The sequence below is a fragment of the Micromonospora sp. NPDC007208 genome, assembly GCF_042869175.1.
Classification (GTDB): domain Bacteria; phylum Actinomycetota; class Actinomycetes; order Mycobacteriales; family Micromonosporaceae; genus Micromonospora; species Micromonospora foliorum.
Map to the genome: position 1 here is coordinate 530,347 of NZ_JBIAFG010000002.1, position 19,353 is coordinate 549,699.

Consider the following 19,353-nt stretch of genomic DNA (forward strand, 5'->3'; position numbering starts at 1 on the left):
GGAGGGGATGGGGCGCGCGGCGATCGGGTTTCTCCCCCGTACCCGATCGTCGCGTGCCGCCCCACCATCCCGGCCTGCCGGAAGGAGACGACGTGCGAAGCCGCCCGGAGCCCCCCGCCGTACCCTCGGGCGGCGTGCGATGACCCGCTTCCTCGTGGTGCTCACCGACGTTCGTCCCGTCGAGGGTGTCCACCGCAACGAGCGGGTCGCGCCGGAACGGCGCCGGCAGGTCGTCGGCGCCAGCAGCCGGGAGGCCGCCGACCGCATCGCCGGAGCGTTCATGGCGCTGGGCATGGTGCGCGCCGGCCGGCAGCGGGTGAAGGTGATCGCGGTCGGCCGCCGGCACTCCCGGGACTGAGTAGACCCAGGTCAGCGGTCTGCGACACCACTTCCGACCGATCACGCACCGTATATCCTCCGATGACCGATTGCCGTGTCGTGCCGTGGCTCGCCGGGTATCGCCTCGTCCTGTGGCCACGCACAGTAAGGTCAACCGGGTGAGCGCCACCGGCGAGCACGACCAGCCGCAGTCGCGTACGAAGAGGTGACCGGAGTGACCACCCCAGGCAAGACCCGCGTGGCGATCGTCTTCGGCGGCCGCAGCCCGGAGCACGGCATCTCCTGCGTCAGCGCCGGCAGCGTGTTCGGCGCACTCGACCCGGACGAGTTCGAGGTGGTGCCGGTGGGCATCACCCGGGCCGGCCAGTGGGTACTGACCAACGGAGACCCCGCCCAGCTCGCGATCAACGCCCGTCAGCTGCCGGAGATCACCGCCGACTCCGGCGACGACATCGTGCTGCGCGCCGACCCCACCGGCAACGGCCTGATGGTGCTCGACCCGACCGAGGGCCCCCGGGCGCTGGCCGACGTGGACGTGGTCTTCCCGGTGCTGCACGGCACCTACGGCGAGGACGGCACCATCCAGGGAATGCTGGAGATGGCCGGCATCCCCTACGTCGGGGCGAACGTGTTCGCCTCCGCGGCCGCCATGGACAAGGAGTTCACCAAGAAGCTCTGCGCCGTCGAGGGCATCCCGGTCGGCACGTACGCCGTGCTGCGCAACGGGATGACGCTCAGCGAGCAGGACAAGGAGCGGCTCGGCCTGCCGGTCTTCGTCAAGCCGTCCCGGGCCGGGTCGTCGTTCGGCGTCAGCAAGGTCACCGACTGGGCCGAGCTGGACGCGGCCGTCGCCGCCGCCCGGCAGTTCGACCCGAAGGTCATCATCGAGGCCGCGATCGTCGGCCGCGAGATCGAGTGCGGTGTGCTGGAGGGCGAGGCGGGTGGCGCGCCCGAGGCGTCCGTGCTGGCCGAGGTGCGGGTCGTCGCCGACCACGACTTCTACGACTTCGAGGCGAAGTACCTCGACGACTCCTGCGAGTACGACATTCCGGCCGACCTGCCGGAGAAGGTGACCCGTCAGGTGCAGGAGTACGCGGTCCGCGCGTTCACCGCGCTGGACTGCGCAGGTCTGGCCCGGGCCGACTTCTTCGTCACCCCGGAGCTGGACGTCTACCTCAACGAGATCAACACGATGCCCGGCTTCACCCCGACGTCGATGTTCCCGCGGATGTGGGCGGCCTCCGGCCTGGAGTACCCAAAGCTGGTCAACCGGCTGATCCGTACCGCCCAGCGGCGCGGCGTCGGCCTGCACTGAGCCGTCCGGCCCCGCCCGCGCAGGTCAGCCGGCGCGGGCGGAGTCGGCTTCGAGGTCAGTGCTGGCAGCCGGACGGGATGGCGCCGCCGGAGGGCACGCTCGCCACGATCGTGCTGGAGATCGTCGGCAACCACTGCAACGGCTGCTCGTACGAGCGTGGGACGCGCACGGTGATCAGCGTCTCCCGGTCGACCGTGGAGAGGACCGCCGCGTCCGCCTGCTCGGCGAGGTGCCAGCAGACCTGGTTGACCGTCCAGACCTCGTCGGTGCTGGGGAAGGCCGGCTCGGTGCCACCGCAGGCCACGGTGAGCGCGGGGTCGCCGTACGCGGCGTTCTGCTCCGGACCGGCGGTGACCGGCCGCTGGGCCAGGTCGCGGATGCTCGCCGGAAGCTGCGAGAGCAGGGCCCGGCAGACCGTGGCCGGGCGGGCGGCCAGCGCCGGGGCGGCCATCTCCACCGGGGCGGTGGACTGCACCCGGGCGGTGGTCGCGGAGGGGGTCGGCGCGGCAGCCGGCGTGCCCGGGCTGAGCTTGCTGAAGGCCAGCACGGCCACCAGCAGCGTGATCGGCAGCGCGATCAACGTGGCCAGCAGGGCCGCGCCCCGCATGGTCCGATCGCGGCCGGCCGGCGCGGCGGCGGCGGGATCGGTCGACTCGCGGTTACCGTCGGCCGGCTCGGGCGTCCCGTCGGCCGCGTCGCGCGCCGCGTCGTCGTCGTCCAGAGCCGAGGAGGAGGTCGTCATCTCGTCCACTTACAGCCGCACCACCGAACACGTGAGGGTGCGGGTGATGCCGGGCACCATCTGCACCTTGCTGACGATGAGTTTGCCGAGCTCGTCGACGGTGTTCGCCTCGGTGAGGACGACCACGTCGTACGGCCCGGTGACGGCGTCGACGCGTACCACGCCGGGGATGTCCGCGATGAGACCCGCCACGTCACGTGCGCGGCCGACCTCGGTCTGGATGAGGATGTACGCCTGTACCACGACTCGACCTCCGTCCGTCGCCGCCCGGGAGCGGCCCGAAGGGTGAAACTACCTTACGGAGCAGGTCTGATTCCTATCGGTCGTCAAGGAGCAGCGGTGAGCGAGCACGGCGGAGCCGGGCAGCACGGGCGGAACGCCCGCGGTGGCGTCGGTGTGTCCGGCATCGGGGAGTTCGGGCTGATCGGAAGGATCACCGCCCGGCTGTCGTACGGGCCGACGACCCTGCTCGGCCCGGGCGACGACGCGGCGGTGGTGGCCGCGCCGGACGGCCGGGTGGCCGCCTCCACCGACGTGCTGGTCGACGGGCGGCACTTCCGACGGGACTGGTCCTCGGCCCGGGACGTCGGGCACCGGGCGGCAGCGGCCAACCTGGCGGACATCGCGGCGATGGGTGCCACGCCGACCGCCCTGTTGGTCGCTCTCTGCATGCCGGCGGACCTGGACACCGGCTGGGCGGAGGAGTTGGCCGACGGGCTCTCCGCCGAGGCCGCGACGGTCGGCGCGAGCGTCGTCGGCGGGGACATGTCGGCCAGCCCCACCCTGACCGTCGCGGTCACCGCGCTGGGCGATCTGGCGGGCCGCCCCCCCGTGCTGCGGTCCGGCGCCCGACCCGGGGACGTGCTCGCCCTGGCCGGGCGCACCGGGTACGCGGCGGCCGGGCTGACCGTGCTGACCCGGGGCTTCCGCACCCCCCGGCTGTTGGTCGAGGCGTACCGGCGGCCGCAGGTGCCCTACCAGGCCGGCCCGCAGGCCGCCGAACTCGGCGCCACCTCCATGATCGACGTGTCGGACGGGCTCCTGGCCGACCTCGGGCACGTCTCGGCGGCCAGCGGGGTGGCGATCGACGTACGCCGGGACGGGTTCGAGGTGCCCCGGCAGATGGCCGACGCGGCGCAGGCACTCGGCGTCGACCCGTACACCTGGATCCTCGCCGGTGGCGACGACCACGCGCTGGCCGCGACCTTCCCCCCGGCGGTGGTGCTGCCGCCGGGCTGGCGGCGGATCGGCCTGGTCACGGACGGTGCCGGTGTGACGGTCGACGGCGTCGCACACGACGGCCCGACCGGCTGGGACCACTTCCGGTGAAGCCCCGGGCGTCGCCGTACCCTGGACACCGTGAGTGAGATCGAGATCCGGGCGGTGCGGTTCGACGCACCGGTGGCACAGCACCTGATCCACGCCGCACTGGCCGACCTCGGTGCCCGCTACGGCGGCACCGGCGACGACACCCCGGTGGACGCGGCCGAGTTCGAGCCGCCCAACGGCGCGTTCCTCGTCGCCTACCTGGCCGGCGAGCCGGTCGGCTGCGGTGGCTGGCGCAGCCACGGCGCCGACACCGCGGAGCTGAAGCGGATGTACACGGCCCCGGCGGCGCGGGGGCGGGGGGTGGCCCGCGCGGTGCTGGCGGCCGTCGAGCGCTCAGCCCGCGAGCAGGGCCGCAAGCGGGTGGTCCTGGAATGCGGCGACAAGCAGCCCGAGGCGATCGCCATGTACGGCTCCGCCGGGTACGAGCGGATCCCGAACTTCGGCTTCTACAAGGACGCGGAGGGCTGCATCTCCTTCGGCCGCACCCTCTGACCTGCGGGCCAGCCCTTGGCGGGCCCGGCCTGGCCGGTGTGCCGCGTCACGGTCGGCCCGGCCGGGCCTGCGTGCCAGGCGTTGGCGGGCCGGCGTGCGGCGTCGGCCGACGGACACGACTCAGCCGGCGAACCCTCGGGGTTCGCCGGCTGAGCCGAACGAGAAGGTGGGTGCTACCGCGTCAGGCGCGGGTGACCTTGCCGGCCTTGATGCACGAGGTGCAGACCTGCAACTTCTTGGTGTTGCCGCCACCGGCCGGGGTACGCACCGACTGGATGTTCGGGTTCCAGCGGCGGTTGGTCCGCCGGTGCGAGTGGGACACGTTGTGGCCGAAGCCCGGTCCCTTGCCACAGACGTCGCACACGCTAGCCACGGGATACTCCTGGGATTGATACGTTCATGAGGTCGCCGGCAGGTGCTGCCCGGGCAACCTGGTCAGGTTACCCGATGAGTCGCCGACCCGGCCAACCGGCCCGGTCCGGCGCTCGCCCGTGCCCCGGCTCACGCCTGGTCGTGGGCCCGTCCGCCCGACGGTTGGCCGGCCCGGCGGCAAGGGTACCGGAGGGGCTCGTCGCCGCCGCGGCCAGCGGCGGATCGGGGCGCGGAGGACACGCCGGACGAGTCCGACGGGTGTCGGTGCGCGCCAGTAGGCTTCTGCCCGTGCTGGACACCCTCGACGCCGCCGCGGTCCGCCGCTGGTGCGCGAGCGGGTTGGCCGCACTGAAGCGCCACCAGGGCGAGATCGACCAGCTCAACGTCTATCCGGTGCCCGACGGCGACACCGGCACCAACCTGGTGCTCACCCTCACCTCGGCCCAGCAGGCCCTCGCCATGGATCTGGACACTCTCCCCGACAGCGGGCCGACCGCCCACGGGCACGCGCTGCGGCTGATGGCCCAGGGCGCGCTGCTCGGCGCGCGGGGCAACTCCGGGGTGATCCTCTCGCAGATCCTGCGTGGTTTCGCCGACCAGGCCGCCGGGGTGCCGGCGGTGCGCGGCCGGGAGTTCGCCGCCGCGCTGCGCTCCGGCACCGCCGCCGCGTACACCGCTGTCTCCCGGCCGGTCGAGGGCACAGTGCTCACCGTGGTCGCGGCGGCCGCCGCGGCGGCCGAAGAGGCGGACAGCGACGACCTGCCGGCGGTGGCCGGCGTCGCGGCCCGGGCGGCGGCCGCGGCGCTCGCCCGCACCCCGGAGCAGCTGCCCGCGCTGGCCCGCGCGGGCGTGGTCGACGCCGGTGGCCGAGGGCTCTGCGTGCTCCTCGACGCCCTGGTCGAGGTGCTGACCGGGGAACGCACGGCCCGGCCCGCGCCGACGCCGCGCTCCGCCCGCCCGGCGGCCACCGTCGCCCGGGAGACCGGTTCCGACGAGTACGCGTACGAGGTGCAGTTCCTGCTCGACGCCCGCGCCGAGGCGATCGCCGGGCTGCGGCGGGCACTGGACGCCCTGGGAGACTCGCTTGTCGTCGTCGGCGACGGGCGTGAGCCGGAAGGCACCTGGAACGTGCACGTGCACGTCAACGACGTGGGCGCGGCGGTCGAGGCTGGTGTCGCCGCCGGTCGGCCGTACCGGATCTCGGTGACCCGTTTCGCCGACCAGCCGGAGTCGCCCTCCGGCCCGGTGGTGGCCGGCCGGGCCGCGGTGGTGGTGGCCACCGGCGGCGGCATCGCCGACCTGTTCGCCGCGGAGGGGGCCACCGTGGTGCCGGGCAACCCGTCCACGGGTGAGTTGCTGGACGCCGTCCGCAGCACCGGCGCGGCCCGGGTGGTGGTGCTGCCCAACGACGCCAACACCGAGGCGGTGGCGAGCGCGGCCGCCCGCGAGGCCCACCGGTACGGCATCAAGGTGAGCGTGGTGCCGACCCGCTCACCGGTGCAGGCCCTCGCAGCCCTCGCGGTCCGCGACGGTGACCGCCGTTTCGAGGACGACGTCATCGCGATGGCCGAGGCCGCTGGCGCCTGCCGTTACGCCGAGGTCTGCCATGCCAGCCGCGAGGCGCTGACCGTGGCCGGCCCGTGCCGTCCCGGTGACGTGCTGGCGCTGGTGGAGGGGGAGGTGCACCTGATCGGCACCGACCTCACCGACACCTGCGCGGCAGTGGTCGACCGGATGCTCGGCGGTGGTGGCGAGATGGTCACCCTGCTGGCCGGGGTGGACGCCCCGGCCGGGCTCACCGATGCCGTCCGCGCGCACGTCGCGCGACGCTGGCCGTTCGTCGAGGTGCACGCGTACCCGGGCGGCCAGCCGTTTTATCCGCTCCTGGTAGGGATCGAATGAGCGAACCAGCCACGGTGGACACTCCGCTGAAGAAGCTGGTCGGGGACAAGACAGCCAAGGCGCTGGCCTCGCACCTCGACCTGCACACCGCGGGTGACCTGGTCTACCACTTCCCGCGTCGCTACGACGAGCGTGGTGAGCACACCGACATCCGCTCACTGGACGTCGGTGAGCAGGTCACCGTGCTGGCCCAGGTGCAGCGCACCGCGGTGCGCCCGATGCGTCAGCGGCGGGGCAACCTGCTGGAGGTGACCGTCGGCGACGGCTCCGGCGGGGTGCTGACGTTGACCTTCTTCGGCAACCAGGCGTGGCGCGAGCGCGAGCTGCGCCCCGGCCGGTGGGGCCTGTTCGCCGGCAAGGTCACCGAGTTCCGGAGCAAACGGCAGCTCAACGGCCCGGAGTACGTCCTGCTCGGCGAGGGTGGCGACGGCGAGGCGGCGGTCAGCGACGACATCGAGGAGTTCGCCGGTGCGCTGATCCCGGTCTACCCGGCCGCCGCGGCCGTACCGACCTGGGTGATCGCGCGCTGTGTGCGCGTCGTCCTGGACACGTTCACCCCACCGGACGATCCACTGCCGAGCGCCGTGCGGGCCAGCCGCAAGCTGGTCGGGCTGGGCGCCGCGCTGACCGAGATCCACCGGCCGTCCAGCAAGGAGGCGCTGCACCAGGCGCGGCGACGCCTCAAGTGGGACGAGGCCTTCGCCGTGCAGGTGACCCTGGTGCAGCGCAAGCACCGGGCCGCCGACTGGCCGGCCCGGCCCCGCCCGGCGCGCCCGGGCGGGCTGCTGGAGGCCTTCGACGCCCGACTCCCGTACGAGCTGACGGCCGGTCAGCGTGAGGTGGGTGTGGAGATCGCGGCGGACCTGGCCACCCCGCACCCCATGCACCGCCTGTTGCAGGGCGAGGTGGGCTCGGGCAAGACGGTGGTGGCGCTGCGGGCGATGCTCCAGGTGGTCGACGCGGGCGGGCAGGCCGCGCTGCTGGCGCCCACCGAGGTGCTGGCCGCCCAGCACCACCGCGGCATGCTCGACCTGCTCGGGCCGCTCGGGCGGGCCGGTGAGCTGGGCTCCGCCGAGCACGCCACCCGGGTCGAGCTGGTCACCGGCTCGCTGGGTGCGGCGGCCCGCCGCCGGGCGCTCGGTGAGGTGGCCAGCGGCGCCGCCGGCATCGTGCTCGGCACCCACGCCCTGCTCTACGAGGGGGTCGACTTCGCCGACCTCGGCCTGGTGGTGGTCGACGAGCAGCACCGCTTCGGTGTGGAGCAGCGCGACGCCCTGCGGGCCAAGGCCGACCAGCCGCCGCACGTGCTGGTGATGACGGCCACCCCGATCCCGCGCACGGTGGCGATGACCGTCTACGGCGACCTGGAGGTCTCCACGCTCTCCCAGCTGCCCCGGGGGCGGTCGCCGATCGCCTCGCACGTGGTGCCGGCCGCCGAGAAGCCGGCCTACCTGGAGCGGGCCTGGCGTCGGCTGCGCGAGGAGGTGTCCGCCGGCCACCAGGCGTACGTGGTCTGCCCGCGCATTGGTGACGGCCCGACCAGTGACGAGGAGCCGCCACCCGAGGACGACAACGGGCGGCGGCCGCCGCTGGCGGTGACCGAGGTGGCTCCGCTGCTGGCCGAGGGTCCGCTGCACGGCCTGCGGATCGGGGTGCTGCACGGTCGCCTGCCGGCCGACGAGAAGGACGCGGTGATGCGTTCCTTCGCGGCCGGTGACCTGGACGTGCTGGTGGCGACGACAGTGGTCGAGGTCGGCGTGGACGTGCCGAACGCGACCGTGATGATCGTGCTGGACGCCGACCGGTTCGGTGTCTCCCAGCTGCACCAGTTGCGGGGCCGGGTCGGCCGGGGCGCCGCCGCCGGGCTGTGCCTGCTGGTCAGCGAGGCGGCCGAGGGGTCGTCGGCGCGGGAGCGGCTGGACGCGGTGGCGTCCACGAGCGACGGTTTCAAGCTCGCCGAGCTTGATCTGGAGCAGCGCCGCGAGGGCGACGTGCTGGGTGCCACCCAGTCGGGGCACCGCTCACACCTGCGGTTGCTGTCCCTGCGCCGCGACGCCGACCTGATCCGCGACGCCCGCGCCGAGGCGATCACCCTGATCGAGGACGACCCGGAGCTGACCCGCAGTCCGGCGCTGGCCGCCTCGGTGGCCGCCCTGGTGGACGAGGACCGCGCGGAGTACCTGGAAAAGGGCTGACAAAGATGGCTGAGGGCGCGCCGACCGGATGGTCGACGCGCCCTCAGGTGTCAGAGCGGGTTGTCTCAGGCGGTGAAGCGAACCCGACGACGACGGGCCACCACGAACAGGGCGACACCGGCGGCGAGCAGCACCACGGCGCCGGTGATGATGCCGCCGGTGGCAGCACCGGTCAGCGGCAGCGCCGGCTCGTCCTTGTCGCCGCCACCCTGACCCGGGGTGCAGTCGGCCGGCTTCTCCCAGGCGATCGGGCTGCTGTCGTCAAGACCCTCGGCGGTCGGGGTCACGGTCAGACCCTCGTGGGCCGGGAAGGTGACGGTGCCGCTCTTGCCCGGCTCGACGGTCAGCGTCTGGGCCTTGCCCTTGTTCGGGGTGAAGGTGATGGTGATCGTCTTGCCATCCGCCGGGTTGGCGATGTCGAAGATCAGCTCGGTGCAGGTCGACTTGTAGCTACCGGCCGGCTCGCCGGGCTCGACGCAGTTCTCGGCAGCGGCGGGCGTGCCCTCGAAGAGCGGCTTTTCCACACCGTCGGCGACCACCTTGATGGCGGTGGCGTTCTTGGCGGGCACCTTCACCGACTTGGTGTCGCCGGGGGCGACGGTGGCGTCCTTGGTGAAGTCGCCGGCACCGGTGATGGTGAACTTCGCCGGAGCGGTGGCGTCCTCGGCGTTGCCGAGCTTGACGACGACGTCGCCGTCACAGTCCGAGGCCACGTTGGCGGTCGGCTTGGGGGTCGCCGGAACCGGCGGCTGCTCCTTGGCGCAGGTGCCACTGAACTCGATCGACGCCGAGCGCAGCTGGTCGTCCACGAACTCGTTGTTCCACATGGCCCGCACCGACAGGGTGGCCTTGGTGGTCTTCGCGTCCAGGCGCTGGGTGGCGGTCACCGCGTCCTTGACGGCGTACGGGTAGACCTTCTCCTCGGTCGCCGTGATGCCGACGATGGTGGCGTCGCTGGCGGTGTCGCCGACGTACGTCTTCGCCGAGACCTCGCTGAACTTGTAGCTGGTGACGTCGCCCGGGGCGAAGGTCTTGACGGTCCAGGTGGCCACCCACTCGCCGGTGGCGGTGTCACAGTCGGCCTTGACCTGGATCTCGCTGTGGTGGGCGCTGGCGGGTGCGGCGAACGTCACGACGCCGGCGAGGCCGATCAGCGCGCCTGCGGCGATGGCCGCGACGCGCCGGAACGGAGACTTGGGAGGGTTCACGCCTGCTCCTGGTGAGGGGGTACGGATCGCGTGGCGGGAGGCCGGGAGGCATCGTGACCGGGGAGTCACCTGCTCACCGGGGCGTCGCGCGACGCGGTGGTGTTCCCGCAGCGAAAGCGGGGACAGGGGGAGACTGTACTGATGGGTGGTTAATGAGGGGAGTTCAGATCATTGCCATCCGGCAATGTAGTCGATTCGTGATCTTTGATATACCGAAGGTGCCGGTCCGATCACTGGGGACGGTCCGCCCGGTCGCGGCTCCACCGTGGATGCCGCGCCGTCGGGGCTGCTCAGGTGCTCCGCGCCGGCGCCGGCTGGCCAGTTCCCCGGATCCGCGCCGTGCTGACCGGCTCCGCGCCGCATCGCGTAGCGTCGCGGGCATGAGCAGGAGGAAACGGTGACCCGGATCGTGGCCGGGACGCTCGGTGGCCGGCGGATCGCCGCGCCCCCCGGCGCCGGCACCCGACCCACCTCGGACCGGGTCCGGGAGGCGCTCTTCAGTGCCGTCCAGGCCGAGGTCGATCTCGACGGCGCCCGCTTCGCCGACCTGTACGCCGGCTCCGGCGCGGTCGGGCTGGAGGCGCTCTCCCGGGGGGCGCGACACGTGCTGCTGGTCGAGTCCGACCCGCGGGCGGCCCGGGTGATCCGGGAGAACGTGGCGGCCCTCCGCGCCGGTCCGGCGGCCCGCCTGGTCACCGGCAAGGTGGCGACGGTGCTGCCCGCCGGACCGGACGGCGAGCCGTACGACGTGGTCTTCGCCGACCCGCCGTACGCGGTGCCGGACGAGGAGATCACCGCCATGTTGGCCGCGCTGGTCGGTGGCGGCTGGCTGGTGCCCGACGCGTTGGTGGTGGTGGAGCGGTCCCGCCGGACCAGGGAGTTCGACTGGGTGGACGGGATCACCCCCGAGCGCAGTCGCCGTTACGGCGAGACCACCCTTTGGTACGGTCGCCGATCATGAGACGTGCGGTGTGTCCCGGTTCGTTCGACCCGGTCACCAACGGACACCTCGACATCATCGGGCGGGCCAGTCGGCTCTTCGACGAGGTGATCGTCGGTGTGTTGGTGAACCAGTCGAAGAGTGGCCTGTTCACCGTCGAGGAGCGCATCGAGATGCTCCGCGAGGTGACCTCGTCGTACGGCAACGTGCGGGTCGAGTCGTTCCGAGGGCTGCTGGTGGACTTCTGCCGGGCCCAGCAGGCCAGTGTGCTGATCAAGGGCCTGCGGGCGGTCAGCGACTTCGACTACGAGTTGCAGATGGCCCAGATGAACATCGGTCTGGCCGGCGTCGAGACGCTCTTCATGCCGACCAACCCGCTCTACTCGTTCCTCTCGTCGAGTCTGGTCAAGGACGTGGCCAAGTGGGGTGGCGACATCTCCGCCCACGTCCCGGATCCGGTCCGCGAAGCTCTCCAGGCCCGCCTGGGCCCCCGTCCCTGACCTGCCCTGACCCCCGTCACCTCCGCGATCTTGCACTTATGGTGCCCGGTTCGCCCCTTCCGGGGTGCTTTGGCGCAACCGAAAGTGCAAGATCGGCGCGGGAGCGGCGGCGGGGTGGGCGCGGGGTGACTATGTCGCGACTCGCCGGGTTGGGGTGAGTGGGGCGGCGGTGGGGCGGGCACGACATGATTGGTGACGCGGGGAACGGCCGTAGCCCGCATCATGGAGGTCGGCCGACGAACGACAGGAGTGAGGTAGCCGGTGGACCCGCTCGATCGCATCGACGAACTGATCGCCATCCTGGAGCAGGCCCGCTCCGTCCCGATGTCGCGCAACAACTGCATGGTCGACCGGGGTGAGATGATCGCTGCCCTCGATGAGATGCGCGCCGATCTCCCCGCCGACCTGCGTCGCGCCGCCGCGCTCCTGGAGGAGCGCGACAAGATCATGGAAGCCGGCAAGCGCGAGGCGGACCGGATCATCAGTGAGGGTGAGGCAGAACACGCCCGCCTGGTCTCGGTGAACGAGATCACCGTGTCGGCCGAGCACGAGGGTGCCCGGATCATCGGCGAGGCCCGCGCCGAGGCGCAGCGCCTGCGTGAGGAGGTCGACGACTACGTCGACACCGCGCTGGCCAACTTCGAGCAGTTCCTCACCCGGGCGCTGGCCTCGATAGAGCGCGGCCGGGACAAGATGCACGCGCTGCGGGAGATCGGCACCTTCGCTGGGGACGAGGCGGAACGCCCGCTACCCTTCTGAGCGGCACCTCACCAGCCGACTTCTCAGGCGGACATCGCCCCCGGTTCGACGGTCCGGGCGTCGTCCAGGTAACCTTTTTTGTCGGCCTCTCACCGGCCGGAGTCTAACTATGCCCAAGCACTCGCCTTCGACACTCAACCCCAGGTCGCCGTTGGTCCTCGACACGAGGGACCTGCCGCGTCGCCCTGGCGCGTTGCGTGAGGTCCGGCGGGTCGTGCCGGCACCGGCGGACCTCGGTGTGGAGTTGATCGGCGTGCCGGAGGGCGCGGACCTCGACCTCGATCTGAGGTTGCAGTCGGTGTCCGAGGGCGTGCTCGTCTCCGGGACCATCACCGGTCCCGTCCGGGGCGAGTGCGGCCGTTGCCTGCGCGAGATCAACGACTCGATGGGCGTGACGATCCAGGAGCTGTACGCGTACGAGGACAGCACCACGGACGCCACGACCGACGAGGACGAGGTGGGCCGGATGCAGGGCGATCTGATCGACCTGGAGCCGGCGCTGCGGGACGCGTTGGTGCTCACGCTGCCGACCAACCCGCTCTGCCGGGAGGACTGCCCAGGACTGTGCCCCGAATGCGGGGCGCACTGGGACGATCTGCCGGCCGACCACAGTCACCAGCAGATCGACCCGCGTTGGGCGGGCCTGTCGCAACTGACCGTTACAGAGGAGTAAGAACCGTGGCCGTCCCGAAGCGCAAGATGTCGCGCAGCAACACCCGGTCCCGCCGGGCGAACTGGAAGGCGACCGTGGTCGCGACCGTTGCGTGCCCGCAGTGCAAGTCCCCGAAGCTGCCGCACGCCGCCTGCTCCGTCTGCGGCACCTACAACGGCCGCCAGGTTCTCGAGGTCTGACCTGGACGCCGAGTGACGCCCCCGACCCCAGGTCGGGCGGCGCGCGCATCCTGGCATTCGCCCGGTGCTCCGGCTCCCTCCGACGCCGGCCGGCCCACCCCGGCCGGCGTTCCGGTGGAGCCGGGCGCCGCGCGGATCGCCGTTGACCTCCTCGGCGGGGACGACGCTCCCGCCGTCGTGGTTGACGGCGCTCTGCGGGCCATGCGCGCCGACCCTGACCTGCATCTGCTTCTCGTCGGTCCGACCGAGGTCGCCGACGAGCTGATTGCTGCCCTCGATCCGGCGCAACGCGCCCGGATCACGGTGCGGCCCGTCCGCGATGTCGTCGGGATGGCCGACCATCCCAGCGCCGCCCGCGCCGAGAGCACCGTCCGGGCCGCGGTCACCGCCGTCCGGGACGGGACCGCCGACGCCCTGGTCTCCGCTGGCGCCACCGGCGCCACCGTCACCGCCGCCGTGCTCGGCCTCGGCCGCTCCCCGGAGATCCGCCAACCCGCGCTGGCGGCCACCCTGCCCGCCGTAGCGGGGCCGGTGGTGTTGCTCGACGTCGGCGGCTCCCTGGAACCCCGTCCGGCCACCCTCGCCCGGCACGCCGTGCTCGGCGCCGCGTACGCCGCGGTGGCCCACTCGATCGCCGCACCACGGGTCGGGCTGCTCTCGGTCGGCACCGAGGCTGGCAAGGGCGACCGGGTCCGCCGCGCCACCGACCCTCTGCTCGCCGTCGAACCGCTGCCCGGTGGGGCGCGCTACGTCGGTCTAGTCGAGGGGTACGACGTGGCCCTCGGCGCGCGCGCCGATGTGGTCGTCACCGACGGCTTCACCGGTAACGTGCTGCTCAAGGCCATCGAGGGCGCGTACGCGATGGCCGGCGGCCCACCCGCCGAGGGCGGCGCGCCCCGCGCGGCGGCCCTGCTGGGCGTCGCGGGGACGGTGGTCGTCTGCCACGGGTCCGCCCGCGCCGACGACGTCGCCTCGGGCATAGCTCTCGCCGCCCACCTGTGGCGGCGGCGCGCCACCGAACTGGTCTCCGCGTTGCTCGACGGCAACGCCGCGACGGATCGCACCGATCGCTCCACCGACACCGAGGTACGCACATGAGCAACGACAAGCGGCGGCGGGCGTCCGTCGGTCACCTGGAAGCCGCCTTCGGAGTGAGCCTGGAACCCGAACTGCTCCAGCGCGCGTTGACCCACCGGTCGTACGCGTACGAGAACGGCGGGCTGCCCACCAACGAGCGGCTGGAGTTCCTCGGCGACTCGGTACTCGGCGTGGTGATCACCACGGCGCTCTTCCACAACCACCCGGATCTGCCCGAGGGGCAGTTGGCCAAGCTGCGTGCCAGCGTGGTCAACATGCGGGCGCTCGCCGACGTGGCCCGCGGTCTGGGCCCGGACGGGCTCGGCGCGTACCTGCTGCTCGGTAAGGGTGAGGAGACCACCGGTGGCCGGGACAAGGCGAGCATCCTCGCCGACACGCTGGAGGCGCTGCTCGGCGCGATCTACCTCCAGTACGGCCTGGACACCACGGGGATCGTCATCCACCGGCTCTTCGACCCGCTGATGGCCGAGTCGGCCGGTCGCGGGGCCGCACTGGACTGGAAGACCAGCCTCCAGGAGCTGACGGCGGCGCTCGGGCTCGGCGTGCCGGAGTACCGGATCGAGGGCACCGGCCCGGATCACCTCAAGACGTTCACGGCCTGGGTGGTGGTGGCCGGCAACCGGTACGGCGGCGCCGAGGGGCGCAGCAAGAAGGAGGCCGAGCAGCGGGCCGCCGAGGCAGCCTGGCGGACGCTCGCCGAGCAGAACGGCCAGAACGGCGACGACGGCCAGGATGGTCGGGCCGGCGACGACCGCCAGGACCAGCTGGTCGACCGGAACGACCCGGGCGACCGGGACGAGCCGTTCGGGCCGCTGGAGCGCGCCGACCGGGCGGCCCAGGCCGAGCGGGCCGACCACCTGGCGCAGGCGCTGCCGGCCGGGGGTGCCGACGGCCACGAGACGGGCCCGCAGCGTGCCTGAGCTGCCCGAGGTGGAGACCGTCCGGCAGGGGGTGGCCCAGTGGGTCGTCGGCCGGCGGATCGCCTCGGTCGAGGTTCGTCACCCACGCGCGGTCCGTCGGCATGCTCCGGGGGACGTGCACTTCGCCGACGTGCTCGCCGGCCGGACGGTGCTGGACGCCCGCCGTCGCGGCAAGTACCTGTGGCTGCCACTGGACAGCGGTGACGCGATCGTCGGGCACCTCGGTATGTCGGGTCAGCTGCTGCTCCAGCCACCCGGCACGACGGACGAGACCCACCTGCGGGTCCGGTTCCGGTTCGCCGACGACGGCCCGGAGCTGCGCTTCGTCGACCAGCGCACGTTCGGCGGGCTCTCGGTGAGCGAGGGTGGCGCCGAGTTGCCCGACGAGATCGCGCACATCGCCCGCGACCCGATGGACCCGGAGTTCTCCGACGAGGCGTTCGTCGCGGCGCTGCGCCGCCGGCACACCGAGGTGAAGCGGGCCCTGCTCGACCAGACGCTGATCTCCGGGGTGGGCAACATCTACGCCGACGAGGCGCTCTGGCGGGCGCGGCTGCACGGCGGGCGACCCACCGACGCGCTGACCGGGCCGGCCGCGCACCGCCTGCTCGGTCACGTCCGCGACGTGCTGGCCGAGGCGATCAGCGAGGGCGGCACCAGCTTCGACGCCCTCTACGTCAACGTCAACGGTGAGAGTGGCTACTTCGACCGGGCGCTGAACGCCTACGGCCGCGAGGGCGAGCCGTGCCGCCGGTGCGGTTCGCCGATCCGCCGCGAGGCGTTCATGAACCGCTCCTCGTACAGCTGCCCGCGCTGTCAGCCACGGCCCAGGGGTTCCCTTCGGGGATGACCCGGAGCCGGCTCGGGGCGATGCCGGCGGGTCGCGGCGGGTCGCTCCGGGCTGGACCCCGGTGTCCCTGCGGATCGCGGCTGACACCCGACGAACGGCACCCCCGCTCCCGGTCCGGTGGTTCCAGGGTGGGCCGGGGTCGATCCCCGATGTGACCACCTCGTCACGCACCTAACGTCAGCACCGTTGACAGGGGGTTGACGTGACAGGGGGACCCGAGATGGGGAGAAGACCGGTGACGGTGCGGCTGGCGCGGTGGAGCGCCGAGCACCCGTGGCGGGCGATCGCACTGTGGGTCGTGTTCGTGGCGGTGTGCTTCGTCGGCGGCACCGCCGCCGGACTCAACGAGGCCACCAGCAACGACCAGGCGATCGGCGAGGCGGGGCGGGCCAGCCTGATCGTGGACGCCGGCGACTTCGACGACCCGGCCGTGGACAACGTCCTCATCACCTCCCGGGGTGGCGCGTTGGACCAGGCGGCGGCGAAGGTGGCCGCCGACGACGCGGCGGCCCGGCTGCGTACGGTCGCCGGGGTGGCCGGGGTGGGCCAGCCGGTCACCGCGCGGGACGGCTCGGCGCTGCTGCTGCCGATCACCATGTCGGGCGACCCGGAGACGGCCTCGGAGCGGGTACAGCCGTTGCGGGACACCACCGCCGCCGTGCAGGCCGCGCACCCCGAGCTGCGCGTCGAGCAGGTCGGCGGGCCGTCGATCGGTCAGGCCCTCGACGACACCCTGGGCAAGGACTTCAAGCGCGCCGAGCTGCTCAGTCTGCCGGTCACCCTGGCGATCCTGATCATCGCGTTCGGCGCGCTGATCGCGGCGAGCGTGCCGGTGCTGCTGGCACTCTCCTCGGTCGCCGCCGCGATGGGTCTGTCCACCCTCGCCTCGCACCTGGTGCCGGCGACCGACACCACGGCACCGGTGATCCTGCTGATCGGCATGGCGGTCGGGGTCGACTACTCGCTGTTCTACATCCGTCGGGAGCGGGAGGAACGCGCCAAGGGCCGGTCCGGTCTGGACGCGGTGGAGATTGCCGCGGAGACCTCCGGGCACGCCGTGGTGGTCTCCGGCTTCGCGGTGATCATCTCGATGGCCGGGCTGCTGCTCGCCGGCGACGTGGTCTTCTCGTCCCTCGCCATCGGCTCGATCCTCGTGGTCGCCGTCGCGGTGACCGGTTCGCTGACCGTCCTGCCCGCCCTGCTGGCCCGGCTCGGTCGCTGGGTGGACCGGCCCCGGGTGCCGTTGCTCTGGCGACTGACCGCGCCGCGTACCGGCCGGCACGGTGAGCCTCGCGCGCCCCGGCTGTGGCCCGCGGTGCTCCGGCCCGCGCTGCGCGCGCCGGTGGCGACGCTTGTCATCTCGGTCGGGCTGCTGCTCGCGTTGGCCGCGCCGGCGCTCGGCATGAAACTGAAGTTCCCCGGCATGGAGGACCTGCCCCGCACCACCCCGGCCATGCAGGCGTACGACCGGCTCACCGCCGCCTTCCCGAGCGCCGGCACCAATCACGTGGTGGCCGTCCGGGCGCCCGCCGACCAGGCCGACCGGGTGCGCGCCGCCCTCACCGACCTGTCCACCCGGGCGGCCGGCGATCCGCTGTTCGCCCCGGCCGAGGCGGACGGCCCGAAGATCGAGGTGTCGGCCGACCGGCGGGTCTCGGTGCTGGACGTCCCCACCCCGTACGCCAGTCGGGACGACAGGTCGGTGCAGTCGTTGGAGAAGCTGCGCGGGGACCTGGTCCCGGCCGAGCTTCGCGGCATCCCCGGCATCGAGTACGCGGTGGGCGGGGGCGTTGCCGACAGCGAGGACTACGCCCAGCACGTCCGGGACAAGTTGCCGCTGGTCATGGGTTTCGTGCTGGTGCTGACCTTCCTGGTCATGGCGTTCACCTTCCGGTCGGTGGTGATCGCGGCCAGCTCGATCGCGCTGAACCTGCTCTCCGCCGGCGCCGCGTACGGCCTGCTGGTGTTGATCTTCCAGGGCGAGTGGGCGCAGGGTCTGCTCGGCTTCACGTCGATGGGCGCGATCGTGTCCTGGCTGCCGCTGTTCCTCTTCGTGGTGCTCTTCGGCCTCTCGATGGACTACCACGTCTTCGTGGTCAGTCGGATCCGCGAGGGTGTCCGGTCCGGCCTGTCCAACCGCGACGCCGTGTCGTACGGGATCACCTCGTCGGCCGGGGTGGTGACCAGCGCGGCGATCGTGATGGTCGGGGTCTTCTCGATCTTCGCCACGCTGAGCACGATCGACATGAAGCAGCTCGGCATCGGCCTGGCGGCGGCGATCCTGCTGGACGCCACCATCATCCGGGGAGTGGTGCTGCCGGCGTTGATGACCATGCTCGGCGACGCCAACTGGTGGGCCCCGCGCTTCCTGCGTCCGCGCCCGGCGCCCGCGCCCACCGATCCGCCGGCCTCCGCCCCGGAGCTGGTGCCGGTGCCCTGACCGCTGCCCCGCCCCCCGCCCCCCGCCCCCCGCTCCCCGCTCCGCCGATCTTGCAGATTCTGTCGCGACAAAGCGGGCCAAACCGGCAATTCAGCGACCGAAAGTGCAAGATCGCGGGGCGGGGCGGGGCGGGGCGGGGCGAGGTGGGGTGGGGTTAGGGCAGTGGGCAGGCTTCCCGGGACGCGTCCAACGTGCGGTCCTTGCGGATCGACGCGAAGCCGTAGCCGACGGTGGTGACGCAGAAGGCGTCGGTCGAGCCGGTGTACTCGACGTGGAAGACCGGCTTGCCGGCGTGGCTGAACGGCAGGAGCTTGGCGCACTGGGCCAGCCGGACGCACTCCTCGTTGACCGCGAAGTCGAAGTCCGGGGCCAACGCGGCGAGCTGCGGCACGTCGTTGGCCAGCCCGGGGGAGAGACTCAGCGAGCGGGCCAGTTCGGCCAGCCGGCGGTTGAACAGCAGTTGGTCGTCGAAGTCGAGCGGAAATCCGGTGCGGGCCGCGTACCCGTCGGCGTCGAAGAGCGCCACCGCGCCGAAGCCCTTGCCCCGGCAGAGGCGGAACCGGTCGGTCAGCACCGGCCGGAGGGCGTCCCAACTCCGGACGTCCAGCCACCGGCTGTCGGGGCGACGCCCGGCCGCGCCCCGGACGATCTCCGGAAACCGGGTGGCGTCCGGGTCGGCGGAGCGGACCGACCCCACGCTCACCTGACAGATCAACCGGCGGTCCCGGGAGCGCAGCTCGGCGGTCTGCGCGGCGGTGGTGCCCACCGGGTCGAGCAGGAAGACCTCGGCGTCCACCGCCGGGTCGAGCGGGCCGCTGAGTTGCCACTGCCACTGCCAGTGCCGGGCCTGTTCCGCCGGCCACGCGGTGGGCGCGCCGGGCGGGGTCAGCGCGGGCCGGCACCCGTACGCCGGCACCACCAGCACGAGAGCGACGCCGGCGGACAGGACGCGGCGCAGTGGGCGTACGGCGACGCGTCGCCGCGGCCGGATCCGCATCGGCAGCTCCCGGGTCCCGGACGGCCGGTCGCCGCCCGCACCGGTACGCGGCCCCCACGCTCCGGCCCGACGTACCTCACCGGGTCAAACGAGCGCGGGGGCG

At 72.8% G+C, this 19,353-nt stretch carries 20 protein-coding genes; 15 read left to right on the forward strand and 5 right to left on the reverse strand.

What is annotated here, in order from left to right; translation table 11 throughout:
* Positions 1–139 precede the first annotated feature (139 nt).
* On the forward strand, positions 140–358 hold the full coding sequence (locus ACFYL6_RS05945; RefSeq protein WP_238657534.1) for a hypothetical protein: 219 nt from the start codon (positions 140–142) through the stop codon (positions 356–358).
* A gap of 195 nt (positions 359–553) precedes the next feature.
* A complete protein-coding gene (locus tag ACFYL6_RS05950; protein ID WP_387168046.1) occupies positions 554–1,654 on the forward strand; it encodes a D-alanine--D-alanine ligase family protein in 1,101 nt (366 codons plus the stop codon).
* 55 nt (positions 1,655–1,709) lie between these two features.
* On the opposite strand, the gene ACFYL6_RS05955 is transcribed toward ACFYL6_RS05950, so the two are convergent.
* Together ACFYL6_RS05955 and ACFYL6_RS05960 are read right to left on the reverse strand one after the other, a co-directional pair.
* Complete coding sequence (locus ACFYL6_RS05955; protein WP_387168049.1) at positions 1,710–2,396, reverse strand: DUF3515 family protein; 687 nt, start codon at positions 2,394–2,396, stop codon at positions 1,710–1,712.
* A 9-nt stretch (positions 2,397–2,405) separates the two neighbouring features.
* Positions 2,406–2,639 (reverse strand): Lrp/AsnC ligand binding domain-containing protein, encoded by a 234-nt coding sequence (locus ACFYL6_RS05960; RefSeq protein WP_030487446.1) that lies wholly within the window; start codon positions 2,637–2,639, stop codon positions 2,406–2,408.
* A 96-nt stretch (positions 2,640–2,735) separates the two neighbouring features.
* Between ACFYL6_RS05960 and ACFYL6_RS05965 the strand changes: the two genes are divergently transcribed.
* Both ACFYL6_RS05965 and ACFYL6_RS05970 read left to right on the forward strand, forming a co-directional pair.
* Positions 2,736–3,725 carry a thiamine-phosphate kinase gene (locus ACFYL6_RS05965; protein WP_387168052.1) on the forward strand — a complete coding sequence of 330 codons (990 nt, stop codon included), beginning with the start codon at positions 2,736–2,738 and terminating at the stop codon, positions 3,723–3,725.
* Positions 3,726–3,755: 30 nt separating this feature from the next.
* A complete protein-coding gene (locus ACFYL6_RS05970) occupies positions 3,756–4,217 on the forward strand; it encodes a GNAT family N-acetyltransferase (protein ID WP_387168055.1) in 462 nt (153 codons plus the stop codon).
* A gap of 181 nt (positions 4,218–4,398) precedes the next feature.
* Here ACFYL6_RS05970 and rpmB read toward each other — a convergent pair whose 3' ends face one another.
* On the reverse strand, positions 4,399–4,590 hold the full coding sequence (gene rpmB / locus ACFYL6_RS05975; protein WP_007456456.1) for a 50S ribosomal protein L28: 192 nt from the start codon (positions 4,588–4,590) through the stop codon (positions 4,399–4,401).
* Positions 4,591–4,877: 287 nt separating this feature from the next.
* Between rpmB and ACFYL6_RS05980 the strand changes: the two genes are divergently transcribed.
* Both ACFYL6_RS05980 and recG read left to right on the forward strand, forming a co-directional pair.
* Positions 4,878–6,491 (forward strand): DAK2 domain-containing protein, encoded by a 1,614-nt coding sequence (locus ACFYL6_RS05980; RefSeq protein ID WP_387168062.1) that lies wholly within the window; start codon positions 4,878–4,880, stop codon positions 6,489–6,491.
* A complete protein-coding gene (gene recG / locus ACFYL6_RS05985; RefSeq protein ID WP_387168065.1) occupies positions 6,488–8,686 on the forward strand; it encodes an ATP-dependent DNA helicase RecG in 2,199 nt (732 codons plus the stop codon). The genes ACFYL6_RS05980 and recG overlap by 4 nt, the downstream gene beginning before the upstream one ends.
* A gap of 65 nt (positions 8,687–8,751) precedes the next feature.
* Here recG and ACFYL6_RS05990 read toward each other — a convergent pair whose 3' ends face one another.
* Positions 8,752–9,894, reverse strand: a complete 1,143-nt coding sequence (locus ACFYL6_RS05990; RefSeq protein ID WP_387168068.1) for a cell wall anchor protein — start codon at positions 9,892–9,894, stop codon at positions 8,752–8,754.
* Positions 9,895–10,291: 397 nt separating this feature from the next.
* On the opposite strand from ACFYL6_RS05990, the gene rsmD reads away from it, so the two are divergent.
* The 9 genes from rsmD (at position 10,292) to ACFYL6_RS06035 (ending at position 18,253) form a co-directional block, all read left to right on the forward strand.
* Positions 10,292–10,855: a 16S rRNA (guanine(966)-N(2))-methyltransferase RsmD gene (gene rsmD / locus ACFYL6_RS05995; RefSeq protein WP_387168071.1), complete on the forward strand. Its 564-nt coding sequence runs from the start codon at positions 10,292–10,294 to the stop codon at positions 10,853–10,855.
* Positions 10,852–11,334: a pantetheine-phosphate adenylyltransferase gene (coaD, locus tag ACFYL6_RS06000; RefSeq protein ID WP_091393067.1), complete on the forward strand. Its 483-nt coding sequence runs from the start codon at positions 10,852–10,854 to the stop codon at positions 11,332–11,334. Before rsmD ends, coaD begins: the two co-directional genes overlap by 4 nt.
* Positions 11,335–11,595: 261 nt before the next feature.
* A complete protein-coding gene (locus ACFYL6_RS06005) occupies positions 11,596–12,093 on the forward strand; it encodes a hypothetical protein (RefSeq protein WP_030335287.1) in 498 nt (165 codons plus the stop codon).
* Between the two features lie 109 nt (positions 12,094–12,202).
* Positions 12,203–12,766 carry a DUF177 domain-containing protein gene (locus tag ACFYL6_RS06010; RefSeq protein ID WP_091393061.1) on the forward strand — a complete coding sequence of 188 codons (564 nt, stop codon included), beginning with the start codon at positions 12,203–12,205 and terminating at the stop codon, positions 12,764–12,766.
* A gap of 5 nt (positions 12,767–12,771) precedes the next feature.
* The gene (gene rpmF, locus ACFYL6_RS06015) at positions 12,772–12,945 is read left to right on the forward strand and encodes a 50S ribosomal protein L32 (protein WP_030335284.1); all 174 of its coding nucleotides are present in this window, start codon (positions 12,772–12,774) and stop codon (positions 12,943–12,945) included.
* Positions 12,946–13,059: 114 nt separating this feature from the next.
* Complete coding sequence (locus ACFYL6_RS06020) at positions 13,060–14,043, forward strand: phosphate acyltransferase (RefSeq protein WP_238659900.1); 984 nt, start codon at positions 13,060–13,062, stop codon at positions 14,041–14,043.
* Positions 14,040–14,963, forward strand: coding sequence for a ribonuclease III (rnc, locus tag ACFYL6_RS06025; RefSeq protein WP_387168076.1), 924 nt, complete (start codon positions 14,040–14,042; stop codon positions 14,961–14,963). Before ACFYL6_RS06020 ends, rnc begins: the two co-directional genes overlap by 4 nt.
* Positions 14,956–15,813, forward strand: a complete 858-nt coding sequence (gene mutM / locus ACFYL6_RS06030) for a bifunctional DNA-formamidopyrimidine glycosylase/DNA-(apurinic or apyrimidinic site) lyase (protein WP_387168079.1) — start codon at positions 14,956–14,958, stop codon at positions 15,811–15,813. The genes rnc and mutM overlap by 8 nt, the downstream gene beginning before the upstream one ends.
* A gap of 220 nt (positions 15,814–16,033) precedes the next feature.
* Positions 16,034–18,253, forward strand: a complete 2,220-nt coding sequence (locus ACFYL6_RS06035) for an MMPL family transporter (protein ID WP_387168082.1) — start codon at positions 16,034–16,036, stop codon at positions 18,251–18,253.
* Positions 18,254–18,407: 154 nt separating this feature from the next.
* Here the strand turns inward: ACFYL6_RS06035 and ACFYL6_RS06040 are convergent, their stop codons facing one another.
* Positions 18,408–19,250: an endo alpha-1,4 polygalactosaminidase gene (locus tag ACFYL6_RS06040; protein ID WP_387168085.1), complete on the reverse strand. Its 843-nt coding sequence runs from the start codon at positions 19,248–19,250 to the stop codon at positions 18,408–18,410.
* Between the last annotated feature and the right edge of the window lie 103 nt (positions 19,251–19,353).